Source organism: Deltaproteobacteria bacterium (assembly GCA_020845775.1).
GTDB lineage: Bacteria > Bdellovibrionota_C > UBA2361 > SZUA-149 > JADLFC01 > JADLFC01.
Genome location: JADLFC010000012.1, coordinates 1 through 11,490, shown reverse-complemented (window position 1 = coordinate 11,490; position 11,490 = coordinate 1). Strand labels below are relative to the sequence as shown.

The following is an 11,490-nucleotide window of genomic DNA, read 5'->3' as shown; positions in this document are numbered from 1 at the left end:
CCCACAAATTATCCTCGGAGCCCCTGTGTTAATATAACTTACTTAAAGTTATACATTTTAATATCCTAAAACCACACATATTTTCTAACCACCGAGCTAGTTAAGGTGAAATAGTAAGAACAGCGCTGCCAAAATTTTCGATAATGACTCCAGAGCTTGAAAGAGGATTTAAGCAAAGGAGTTATTAGTCGTGAAGCAGTCACAACCATTAAGAGTCGAAAACCCAAAAGTAGGTTGGTTAGGCTCGTTACAATGCTGCTAAGCGGGATAATTCAAAAGCTTGAAATAAGCGATTACACCAAAGAATACACTCTAAAATATTCTAGGCTCCCAGGCACAGAAGGTATGTCTCATGAGGAATATATCAAGAAGATGTATGCAGAGCTTGAGAGGCGAAGGGTAGAGAAGGTAGCCGAATTAAAAAAGCAAGGGCATACGTTTTTAACTCGCAAGGAACTTTTGGCGCAGAAACCGGGCAGTGCTCCTAAGACGACTAAAAAGAGCAGCAGAAATTCTTATCGACCTCCCTCTCTGTGCTGTTGCTAGCTGCTGACTTGTTAGTGAGACTATAATTTAGGTGGAAAATCAGGCGGTATAGCTCGGCTTTGCAGCAATTATTGCTGGAAATAGCGGAATCAGTCGCTCGTTCGCTATATTTATGTTGCTAATAACGATAAATGCTCGGTCACAATATGAATGCGCGCACAGAGGCTCCGAGGTTAGTTTTTTGGGTGAAGTGAGATAAGGAATAAAATCATGTCTTTAGCTCATTAGGACTCAAAACCCTTTCTCTTTGCTGCTTTTTAATTTATAGAGCCTAAGAGCTTTGTAAATTTAGCTCTACGCGCTGGTAGTGGCTAGTAGACTCGGATATTTTTGGATCTGAACAGGGATAATAGCGAGGATAAACAAATGGGCTTAGAGGGAAGTTTAGTATTTGCGTCAGGAAAGAGCACTGATTTTGACATTTGGAAGTTAGATCTTCAGTCTCGCGAGTTAATTCAGCTCACGTCTGGTATGGGCTTAAATGATCAACCTAAATGGTCGCCAGATGGGACGAAAATTGCGTTTATTTCTACTGGGCCGGATTTCATTGCATCCCTATGTGTAATGAATCGCGATGGCTCTCAGAAACAGCGGCTAACCACTAATATCCATTGCCAACATCCATCGTGGTCGGCCGACGGTGAAAAAGTTGTTTTTGTTGCTAATGCTGAAAATAATGATGAGTTTCACATTTGCGTCTACGACCTAAAAGCAGCAACTCATCAGATTTTGCTTCGTCGAGATGGTCACGAGACAGAACCCATGCTGTCGCGCGATGGTAAAAAGGTTCTATTTGCATCCACCGACCCAGATTCACAGATTCCATTCTCGCACCGAGACACAGAAATTTGGCAATATGACTTAGCTACTAAGTTAGCGACCAAGGTATGTAGACACGGAGCGAGAGACTACTGTCCTGTTTATTCGCCTAATGAGCAAAAAATTGCCTTCGTCTCACATCGCAATGGAAGAAGTGAAGAGGATTATCTCGAGAAGCTACGTAAAATTAAGCAATCGCTAGACACCAAGAGTCGCGCATCTATTGATGCCGCCATAAAGGAGCTTTTGGCCTTAGAGCAAGATGGAGATATTCACGTTGTAAATGCTGATGGGACTAATCTTCGTCAGCTTACCACAAATGCGGGAGCTGATACTGATATCTGTTGGTCTCCTTGTGGTAACTACATCGCGTATTCTGCCTCGCCAGCCGATAAGGGCACCTGTGAGAGAATAAAGGTAATTGAAGTTGAGACCGGTAGCAATGTTCCACTAGCGTATGATCGAAAACCGCTGATGCAAGAAATAAGTGCGGATCCCGACAGATACGTTAATAACCATCTGTTCCAGTATCTGATACCAAACTTTATTGAAAGGCCATACATGCGGCGCTTTATTAGCGAAACTTTCTGGGGGGAAGAGAGGCAGCCAGACTGGGCTAATAAATAGCTAGCGGTTTGCAAAAAACTCGCGCTATTTATAGTTATAATTAATGCAGAGGCTAGTGATTCAGTTTGCTTTTTAACTGCAGATCAAGCCGATGGAATGCGAAAGATTCATTTGTGATGAAATTAGCCTTGATGGTTTGCAAGTAAATTTGCCATTTCTTTTAAGCCAATTACTTCGATATTTTGGCCCAGTGGGTATCGCTCTTCTCCTGAGTAAACGACAAAGGCGCGCTCTGGTTCTAAATCAGAAATCGCATTATAAAAGCCCTTTTCTAATTTTGGCGAGAGTCCACGCTTTATCTCGATTGCGAAGTGCTTATTTGGACTTAGTTCTAGGACTAGATCAATTTCGGCGCCGGCGGCTGTGCGGTAGAAGAAAGGAAGAAAGCTTGCAGGTAAAACATTTAGCAATGTCTCAATTACAAATCCTTCCCAGCTAGCCCCAATTACGGGATGTCCAAGTAGGGTGTCAAAGTCTTTAACGCCTAACAAGGCATGAGTTAGTCCGGAGTCACGCACATAAACTTTGGGAGATTTTACCAAGCGCTTATTTATGTTGGCGTAGAATGGTTGGAGCCTACGCACCAAAAGTAAATCTACCATTAGATCGAGATATCGAGTTATGGACTTGCCATCTATTGCAAGACTGCGGCCGAGCTCTGCTGAATTTAGGAGTGAGCCCTGAGAATGGGCCAGCATTGTCCAAAACCGTCTCATCGTTTCTGCGGGGATCCTCGGGCCAAGTTGAGGAATATCTCTTTCGAGATAGGTACGAATAAAATTTTGGCGCCAAGCCAAACTCGAAGCGTCGCTAGAGGCTAAAAAGCTATCGGGAAAACCACCTCTTAGCCAGAGCTCATTACTCAGCGATTGCTCAATTTCTAGAACATTTAAGATGGGTAACTCAAGATAAGCAACTCGTCCGGCCAAGGTTTCACCCGTCTGTTTTATTAACTCGACCGAGGCTGAACCCAAAAGCAGAAATCGCCCGTATTTTTTGCCACTTCTTCGACCCTGATCTATTACGCCGCGAAGTGTCTGAAAGAGCCCCGGCGCTCTTTGCACCTCATCGAGAATGACCATCTTGTCTTCATGTGCTGAAAGGTAAAGAGCAGCATCGCTAAGCTTTTTTTGATCCTCAGGTCGTTCAAGATCAAGATAGACGCTTTTCCTGCCTTCCGCTACAGCGAGCGACAAAGTGGTTTTCCCCACCTGTCGCGGCCCCAACAAAACCACAGCTGGAAACTGCTCTAGATAATTTAGTAGTAATTTACTAACATGTCTTTGGATCATCCTTGTAATTATGGCACAACATTCCGCAATTGCAAGGATAAAGTTAATCAAAAAGACTGGTGATGGCAGCTAGCAGTGATTTTAAGTCAATTAAGTTAACACGGAGGCCCCATAACTTACATAACTTACCCCATAACGTACCCTCGGAGCCCCTGTGCTACTATAACTTACTTAAAGTTATGCATTTTAATATCCTAAGACCACTCACATTTTCTATTGGGCCAGATCGTTGACGTGAAATAGTAAGAATAGCGTTGCAAAAATTTTCGATAATGACCCCAGAGCTTGGAATAGCGTTTAGGCAAAAGGAGTAATTAGTCGTGAAGCAGTCGCAACCATTAAGAGTAGAAAACCCAAAAGTAGGTTGGTTAGGTAATACAAAGACACTCCGAGGTTAAGTCTTTGGGGATGGGGCACGGCTCACTGGCGCAGCGCCGATTTATCGCGGCTCGATAGGCGACTGAGTTTAAGTCTCTCGGCTCTAATGATTGCTTCGGCATCGAGGACTGCGCGATTTAGATCATCGTTAAGGATGAAATAGTCGGAAAAGCCCTTGCTCATTAGGACATCGAGCTCCTTTTCAGCTATCTCCAATCGTCGAGCGATTTGCTCTGGAGTTTCGGTGGCGCGGTTCGCTAAGCGCTTTTTTAGTTCGGTCATCGTCCGGGGAAAGACAAAAACGGTGACGAGGTTAGTCTTGAATTTTTCCTTTAGCTGGCTAACCCCTTGAACTTCGATGTCGAGTAGCAAATCCGATTTCGTATCGATGCAGAAATCGATATTTTTTTTCTCCGTGCCGTAATAGCGATTATTATAAGAAGCATGTTCCAAGAAGGACTGTGACTCGATGAGTGTGTGAAATTGCTCCTGGCTGACAAAGTAATAGTCGACTTCGTTTCTTTCATTGGGACGCGGATCTCTCGTCGTAGTAGAAATAGAAAGTCTCAGCTTGGCCACTTGGGGGAGGAGAGCTCTACAGATGGTAGACTTCCCACTAGCAGTAGGGCCGCAGAAACAAAACAACAATGGCTCGAAAATAGGAGATTCCTCAGACATCAATGTAAAACTCACTCTATATTCTGAACTTGCTCGCGGACCTTCTCTAAAATGGCCTTAGCCTCAACCACTAATATCTGAATACTGCTATTTTGTGCTTTAGAACCACTGGTGTTTATCTCCCGTCCCATTTCCTGAATCAAAAAATCTAATTTTCTTCCAGTGGCATCTTGACTGAAGAGAACTTCAAATTGCTTTAGATGTATCATCAAACGAGCAAGTTCTTCTTGAATGTCTATCTTATCTGCCAGTATAGCTACTTCCTGAGCTAATCTGGATGGATCGATTTCGACGTTATCTGGTAAAATCTTCGACAAGCGCAAGGTGAGTCGCTCTTTGTAATCTTGCGGGGCTACCTGAGCTAACTGGGATAACTTTTTAACGACGTCCTCCAGTTGCTCGGTTAAGTTCAAGATCTCCTTCGTGAGACCTTCTCCCTCTTTGGATCGCATCTCGCATACTCCTTTAAGGGCGGATTCAAGTGCATAAAAGAGCGCACCTCTTTCTTCTTCGGGGTTCAATTCAATAGCTGAGACGTCCAATACGTCTCGGCGCGATAATATGGAAAGCACCGCTTCGGCGCTAATGGAAGCAGGGGATTTAACGTTTGCTATTTTGCAAGCATCATGAAAAGCTTTCCAGTAAGCTAAGAAAAGCTCTTGGTTCAATTTTAGTTCTTGTCGGCATTTATTGGAAAAATTGCGCGCGACTGCAATGTCGACCTTGCCGCGCTTTAAGAGAGATCTGGTTTTGGCAACCATGTCATTTTCGTAGGAAGAATAAAGCGATGGTAGTTTGCAAGAAATGTCCAAAAAGCGATGATTTACCGTGCGAATTTCTACGTCAATTTGCGTATTGCCTAAAGCGGCAGAACCTTTGCCAAAACCCGTCATGCTTAGCGCTGGCATTAGACTTCTCCCAATCTCTCCACTTCGCCGCCTAGCTCCTCGTGCGAAACGGCAACTGTTCCTATCTCGCGAACGACAATTCCGGCAGCAATGTTTGCAAGCCACGCTGCGTCGCGCAAACTGGCATTTACCGCCAGGGCCAACAGAAAAACAGCCGATACCGTATCCCCAGCACCAGACACATCGTAGACCTCGCGAGCTAAAGTATCGCTCTCTATAGCTTCGACTTCTTTGCCGCCTGCGGTAGAAACGAGAGCCATGCCCTCTTCGCCTAAAGTGATTAACACCATTTCGCAATTCCACTTTTGCAGCAAAACTTTTGCCGCCTCTATAGCCTGCTGCCTGTTAGCTATAGGAATAGAACTAGCCTCTTGTGCTTCGCTGCGATTGGGCTTAATTACCGTTGCCCTAGAATAAAGCGAAAAATTGCGCATTTTTGGATCTATCAATACTGGCACCTTGCCAAAACCTAAAAAACCCTGCTCGTAACCACTTCGAATGCAATCAAAGACAGGCGCACACATAGTGCCTTTTCCGTAATCCGAAATGATTATGCCCTTAGCTTCTCTAAACTTTGACCTCAACACGCCGCTTACACCTTCGGCGTAAGCAGGGCTAAGCACATGAGTTTCTTCTCTATCTACTCTTACGACCTGCTGGGCATGCGCAATAACGCGCGTTTTTACGGAAGTAGGGCGGGTGCGATCTACTAAAATTCCCTCGGTGTCTACACCAGCATCGCCAAACATAGATAAGAGCGCACGACCATTCTCATCGTCTCCAACTACGCCGCAAATCGCAACTTTTGCGCCTAAACTCACCAAATTGTTTGCGACGTTACCAGCTCCGCCAGGTCGCTTGCTCTCTTCCGTTACTTTCACCACTACTACGGGTGCCTCTGGAGAAATGCGGTCTACTTTTCCCCAAATGTAATGATCTAAAATTAGATCTCCCGCCACTACAATGGGGACGTCTTTAAACTGTTTGATAATAGAAAGTAATCGAGAATTATCGTCGTTCTTCATTGATGGGCTTCTCGTATTTTTGCGCCAATTGATTAAACTCATGCTCCCAGAGTTTTGCATATTTCATGAATGTATAATACCCCTCAGTCACGGCTATGATAAAGCCCGCTTTGCCTTCGCGAAATCCCCGTTTTAGCACATAAAACTTTAGCGTTCGCAAGATGGGGTTCAGCAATAGGGAGGCTATGGAGCATCTTCTGCCCTTCAAAAATTCGTCCTTTGCAGCAATGCTTGAAAAGCGGTGCAGTCGCTCGAACTGCTCATCCATATTCCTGTAGGTATAATGATATATTTCGCCCCCAATTCGAGCAGTTGGGCCGCTAACTATTGGCTTTTCATGAGGGTCGCTTCCGCCCCATTTGGTTTGAGACTTGCGAAAAAGCCGCAAGCGGTATTCTGGATACCAACCTCCTCGCCTCCACCAACGTCCCAAATAGTGAACCACGCGATTAATGTAGTATCCATTTATCGAGAGACTAGATAAGTCCCCCGCCTTTTCTCTGCCGAGAATTTCTAAGATGCGCTCCCTAAGCTCCTCAGAAACGCATTCGTCAGCATCCAAATTTAATACCCACTCGTTACTAACAGATTCAAGGCCAAATGCCTTTTGATCTCTGTATCCTGGCCACTTTCGCTGAATTACTTTAGCCCCTAAGCTTTTGGCGATATTAACGGTGTTGTCGGTGGAAAACGAGTCTATCACTATTACTTCATCGCAGAAGTCTAAACTACTAAGACAAGCCGTAATGTGATCCTCTTCGTTATACGTAATTACAAAGGCCGAAATTGGCACTCTGTCAGCTTGCGCTCGATTAGTGCTAACGGCAGATGCTTTATCGTTCACCGACATGTTTGACACAAAAATACCCTACAGCAATCCAGCGAATACGCTGAATATGGCCTAAGAATTTAATCCACAAATCTATATTTAAAAATCGTCCACAAGGCTTCCAATCCATCGCGGACTCCTATCTTTTTTCCTTCCTCATACGTGCGACCAGCATAGCTAATGGGCACCTCGTAAATGCGAGCCCTTTTTTTGGCAACCTTGGCAGTTATCTCTGGCTCGAAGTTAAAGCGATCCGACTTAATTACAATCCCCTGCAGAATTTCTCTTTTGAAAACTTTGTAGCCAACTTCCATGTCAGTTAAATTCAAATTGGTGAGCATATTAGATAAGAACGTTAGCAAGCGGTTTATTACATAGTGCCAAAAGAAAAGCACTCGATGGGGTCCCCCCAAAAAACGCGAGCCGAAAACCACATCAGCAAGGCCCTCTAAAATAGGAGCTAATAACTTATAGTAATCCCTTGGGTCGTACTCAAAATCCGCATCTTGAATTAAAATAATGTCTCCAGTGACTTCGGCAAGCCCTGTCCTAATAGCAGCGCCTTTTCCCGCATTTTTTTTGTGATATTTAATAGTGAGATTATCCTGTGCCCCGAGGTTTTCGAGAACCTCTCTTGTTCCGTCGCTGGAACCATCGTCGACGACGATGATTTGCCTAGCGAGATTAATTTTTTTTACCCTCGCAATGACCTCTGCGATAGAAGTTTTCTCGTTATATACTGGAATAATTACCGAAAGCCCCTTAGGTGCTCGCTCCCAACTGAGTTCAATTTCGCTCATTTGCGTTTTTCCCTCTTTCGTCTTTTTCTATAAGCTTTTCAAACTGCGCCAGCACTATATCTGGACAAAGCTCAAGCATGCAAGCCATGCCTAAACCGGGACACTCTCTTTTGTAGCAAGGAGAGCATTTTAGGTCAGATTTAATTACATATTTTTCATTATTATAAGGCGCCGAGCGCGCTGGACTAGTCGCACCCCATATAGAAATTACTGGTATGCCGACGGCCGCGGCGATGTGCATGGGGCCAGAATCCGAACCAAATGCATAACCCACGCTGGAAAAAAAAGTCGCCAATTCTTCTAGCTTTAATTTTCCTACCAAATTCACAGCGGGGAGAGTCGATACGTTACTAAAGATTTGTTTTGCAAACTCTTCTTCCGAAGGGCCACCCACAATGAATGATACTAGTTTCCATCGCTTAAACATTTTCTCAATCAATTCTCTATAGTGCTCCGCACTCCAAAATCGGCTTGGCCAAGAAGAGCCAACTATTAGCGCAAGGCGTGTTTGTGCGTTTGCCAATTCTAGGCCCGCTTGCCCGAGATAAGAAACGAGGCGTTTCTCCATTTCAGTGACTTCATCCCTAGAAGGTTTTAAACCAAATTCCAGTGGATTAAGTGCAGGTAATCTAAGTGCGTCGCCAAATAGCTGGTAGTGAAGAATTTTCGGCGAAAAGTTGTCAACCGCCGGAATAAATTCATTGTTAAAGAGCCAATTAAATTCCTTTGAATTAGCACGACTAAAGCCAATTCGCCTTTTTGCTCCAGTAGCACGACTCGTAACTCCACTCTTAAAATGCCGCTGCAAATCCAACACTATGTCAAACTTCTCGGCACGAAGCTGTTTTAAAAAGGATAAATAAGCAAAAAAACCTTTTGGCCTATCAAAGACTATTGTTTTTTCTATTGCCGCATGGTTTCTAATTACTGGATAGGATTTTGGCTCCACCGCCCAAAAGAGCTCTGCATTTTTAAAATAGCGCCTAATCCTGACCGCAAGAGGCAAGGCACGAGTCACATCGCCAATAGCTCCTAGAAGAATAATTAAGATTTTAGTCCGCTGTTTGTAGTTCACGGCGCTCTCATCTTCGCTGCATGCTAGAAAGCCTCTAAACCGCGCGCAAACTCTTCTATGGCGAGAGATGTAATGCCGTGTTTCAGCACTGAGCGATCCCATCGACTAAGCAGTCGTTCGCCAAATTTTACGCGTTCTGCAGGAGATTTGAGCACTACTGCACGATCGAAATCGATTAAGTGCACTTCGCCATGAGCATCTACTATGGCGTTTCCAACATGTAGATCGCTATGAAAAACTCCCGCTAAAAGCATCTTTCTAGCCTGAATTCCCGCCTTGCGGCATGCTAGCCCAAACTCGTCCCAGCTCTTATCGGGGCGATTTTTAATGTTTTCCCAGTGCGCAAGCAAATTCTCGCTGCTAGCGACCTCACGAGTAGCTATTGCCGCTCGATAGAAATGGCGCAAGCAAACTGCGTTTTCGTCGCCGATACGTGTAGAAACGGCTGCGACTGGCAGTGGAACGTTCAAGCCCGCCTGAAAGAGAATCGAGAGAACTAGTAATTCAGCAATTGGTCGAGTTTCTGCTAGAGTTCGAGAGGGACACAAAAAAAAGCGATTCCCTAGAAATCGCTCGGCTAACAAACCTCCTCGCATAAAGCGCCTGATGACGATACTTTCGTTTCCTAGAGTTTTTCTTCTCACCTCGGTTCTGCCAGTTCTAACTAAGCCATTTTCCTCGCAGCATGCGGAGATGGGCGATTGAGTGGTCCAGCTAAGGATTTCGTCCACTGCGAGTCGTTCTGCGTAAACCGCATTTACTAACGCATAGCTAGAATTACTGCTAAAAACCGAAAAACCAATATTTTCCGGCGAATGTTCGCGGTGGACGTAGATGGAAGAGCGTTTTATTTTTAACTCAGTCATGTTAGCCATTATCCATTAGAAGCCTCGCCGCCGCAATTACAGACTCTGGCGTTAGATCCACTTTGCAGGCATATGTTCCCACTGGGCAGGTGTTTGCGCCGTGCAATCCACAAGGTCGACATGCGAGGGTTTTTACTCCTAAGCATTTTGAGCTTACGTTCCATGGGCCAAAGCCGAAATCCTCCACCGTAGCACAATAAACAACTACCACCGGCACTTTAAGAGCAGAAGCGATGTGAACTGGTGCACTGTCGTTAGAAATTAACAAGTCGAGCTCGGAAATAATAGCGGCAGAGAGAATTAAAGATGTCTTGCCAATTAAGTTAAGAGCTCTTCCCTTAGTATTGTTTTCTATTATTGCTCCAATCTCCTTATCTTCCGGCCCGCCTATTAATACAATGCTGTGCCCCAAGCTAGATAACTCTTTAGCCACATTAGAGTATCCCTCTGGAGTCCATTGTTTAGTGCGCCAGGCGCTACCAGGGGCTAAGCCGATTAGCTTTTTAGCGCTAGCGGGTTTTAAGATTTCTCGAGCTTCTTTTTTAACTTCTTCTGGAATATCGATTCTTAAATCTGTGTCTAAATTACTAGGCTCAAGAGCGATATTCCTAAATATGGCGAGATTGCGAAGTACTTCGTGTGTTAAATCCTCTCGTCGAGCGGTAGATGAGTAAAGCATTTTTCCAGCAGCGGCCATAAAACCATAGCGTAAGGGGATACCTGCAAGGTAGAGGAGAAGCGAGGTTCTAAACGACTTGTGCAGGCTAAAAGCTATGTCAAAGGACTCTAATTTTAGTTTTCTAGCCATTCTAAATAGCCCCCTAAACCCACTATCTTTTCCGCGTTTGTCAAAGGCGATTGTGCAGTGAAGTGCGTTGTCGTGTTTTACTAATTCTGCTGCTATAGGGGTAGTGAGCAAAGTGATTTTAGCCTCTGGGTAAATATAGCTAATGTTAGCAATTACTGCGGTAGAAAGAATGACGTCTCCAATAAAGCCCGTTTGCACTAAGAGGATTTTCATTGTTTAACTTAGACGGTTTTAGCGCACATTTCGCTTTTGTGTGAGGAGGAACTTCACTGCATCTAGTAAATCTTTTTTGTAAATTATATGCAACGCTTCTTGTGGATTGGCAGAAGACGAGAGCTCTACTCGTCGTTCGTATTGACTAGCGCCGTGACCAGTTTCTAGTAAGATTCTTTGTTTCGTTGGAATGCCTATAGCTTTTCCAAATTCAAGATCGGAAACGTGATCTCCTATTACCCAACAGTTATGGCTGATAAAATTCCATTTAGTCCTTGCTTGCTCGGCCATGCCGGTGCGTGGTTTCCTACAGTTACAATTATCCTCCGGATGGTGTGGGCAGAAAAAGAAATCATCGAGGCGTGCCTCTGGATGTTCGCGTAGGAGCATATTTAAAAGCGTTTGATTTACTACTTTTACGTCTTCTTCGCTGCACATGCCGCGAGCTACTGCCGACTGATTGGAAACAACTAATAGTACATAGCCCGCTTTTTTTAAAAGCGAAATTGCAGTAGCCGCACCTCTAATTAGCACCAGCTCTGAAGGCATGCGCAAATGGCCCACGTCCACGTTAATAGTGCCATCGCGATCCAAAAATACCACCGAAACGTCCTTCATAGCGATTT

At 44.6% G+C, this 11,490-nt stretch carries 12 protein-coding genes; 2 read left to right on the top strand and 10 right to left on the bottom strand.

Annotation, left to right across the window (positions count from 1 at the left end; all coding sequences use genetic code 11):
* Positions 1-252 precede the first annotated feature (252 nt).
* Positions 253-546, top strand: coding sequence for a hypothetical protein (locus tag IT291_00740; protein MCC6219747.1), 294 nt, complete (start codon positions 253-255; stop codon positions 544-546).
* Between the two features lie 366 nt (positions 547-912).
* The gene (locus IT291_00735; GenBank protein ID MCC6219746.1) at positions 913-1,992 is read left to right on the top strand and encodes a PD40 domain-containing protein; all 1,080 of its coding nucleotides are present in this window, start codon (positions 913-915) and stop codon (positions 1,990-1,992) included.
* Between the two features lie 122 nt (positions 1,993-2,114).
* On the opposite strand, the gene IT291_00730 is transcribed toward IT291_00735, so the two are convergent.
* From IT291_00730 to IT291_00685, 10 genes are all read right to left on the bottom strand, one after another.
* Positions 2,115-3,284 carry an ATP-binding protein gene (locus IT291_00730; protein MCC6219745.1) on the bottom strand — a complete coding sequence of 390 codons (1,170 nt, stop codon included), beginning with the start codon at positions 3,282-3,284 and terminating at the stop codon, positions 2,115-2,117.
* Between the two features lie 420 nt (positions 3,285-3,704).
* Positions 3,705-4,340, bottom strand: a complete 636-nt coding sequence (gene gmk / locus IT291_00725) for a guanylate kinase (GenBank protein MCC6219744.1) — start codon at positions 4,338-4,340, stop codon at positions 3,705-3,707.
* 11 nt (positions 4,341-4,351) lie between these two features.
* Entirely contained in the window at positions 4,352-5,248 is an 897-nt protein-coding gene (locus IT291_00720; GenBank protein ID MCC6219743.1) for a YicC family protein, read from the bottom strand.
* The gene (locus IT291_00715; GenBank protein MCC6219742.1) at positions 5,248-6,273 is read right to left on the bottom strand and encodes a bifunctional hydroxymethylpyrimidine kinase/phosphomethylpyrimidine kinase; all 1,026 of its coding nucleotides are present in this window, start codon (positions 6,271-6,273) and stop codon (positions 5,248-5,250) included. Before IT291_00715 ends, IT291_00720 begins: the two co-directional genes overlap by 1 nt.
* Positions 6,257-7,117 (bottom strand): glycosyltransferase family 2 protein, encoded by an 861-nt coding sequence (locus IT291_00710; GenBank protein ID MCC6219741.1) that lies wholly within the window; start codon positions 7,115-7,117, stop codon positions 6,257-6,259. Before IT291_00710 ends, IT291_00715 begins: the two co-directional genes overlap by 17 nt.
* A 65-nt stretch (positions 7,118-7,182) precedes the next feature.
* Positions 7,183-7,902 carry a glycosyltransferase family 2 protein gene (locus IT291_00705; protein MCC6219740.1) on the bottom strand — a complete coding sequence of 240 codons (720 nt, stop codon included), beginning with the start codon at positions 7,900-7,902 and terminating at the stop codon, positions 7,183-7,185.
* Positions 7,889-8,977, bottom strand: a complete 1,089-nt coding sequence (locus IT291_00700; protein MCC6219739.1) for a glycosyltransferase family 9 protein — start codon at positions 8,975-8,977, stop codon at positions 7,889-7,891. Before IT291_00700 ends, IT291_00705 begins: the two co-directional genes overlap by 14 nt.
* A 23-nt stretch (positions 8,978-9,000) precedes the next feature.
* Positions 9,001-9,843, bottom strand: coding sequence for a hypothetical protein (locus IT291_00695; protein ID MCC6219738.1), 843 nt, complete (start codon positions 9,841-9,843; stop codon positions 9,001-9,003).
* A gap of 1 nt (position 9,844) precedes the next feature.
* Positions 9,845-10,864: a lipopolysaccharide heptosyltransferase II gene (waaF, locus tag IT291_00690; GenBank protein ID MCC6219737.1), complete on the bottom strand. Its 1,020-nt coding sequence runs from the start codon at positions 10,862-10,864 to the stop codon at positions 9,845-9,847.
* Positions 10,865-10,882: 18 nt separating this feature from the next.
* Positions 10,883-11,490 (bottom strand): HAD family hydrolase (locus tag IT291_00685; protein ID MCC6219736.1); only part of this gene is annotated, 608 nt, incomplete at its 5' end.

Excerpts from the sequence above, each read along its gene's own strand:
- IT291_00740 (MCC6219747.1), top strand. The coding sequence starts at position 253 with ATGCTGCTAAGCGGGATAATTCAAAAGCTTGAAATAAGCGATTACACC.
- IT291_00735 (MCC6219746.1), top strand. The coding sequence starts at position 913 with ATGGGCTTAGAGGGAAGTTTAGTATTTGCGTCAGGAAAGAGCACTGAT.
- IT291_00730 (MCC6219745.1), bottom strand. The coding sequence starts at position 3,284 with ATGATCCAAAGACATGTTAGTAAATTACTACTAAATTATCTAGAGCAG.
- gmk (MCC6219744.1), bottom strand. The coding sequence starts at position 4,340 with ATGTCTGAGGAATCTCCTATTTTCGAGCCATTGTTGTTTTGTTTCTGC.
- IT291_00720 (MCC6219743.1), bottom strand. The coding sequence starts at position 5,248 with ATGCCAGCGCTAAGCATGACGGGTTTTGGCAAAGGTTCTGCCGCTTTA.
- IT291_00715 (MCC6219742.1), bottom strand. The coding sequence starts at position 6,273 with ATGAAGAACGACGATAATTCTCGATTACTTTCTATTATCAAACAGTTT.
- IT291_00705 (MCC6219740.1), bottom strand. The coding sequence starts at position 7,902 with ATGAGCGAAATTGAACTCAGTTGGGAGCGAGCACCTAAGGGGCTTTCG.
- IT291_00695 (MCC6219738.1), bottom strand. The coding sequence starts at position 9,843 with ATGACTGAGTTAAAAATAAAACGCTCTTCCATCTACGTCCACCGCGAA.
- waaF (MCC6219737.1), bottom strand. The coding sequence starts at position 10,864 with ATGAAAATCCTCTTAGTGCAAACGGGCTTTATTGGAGACGTCATTCTT.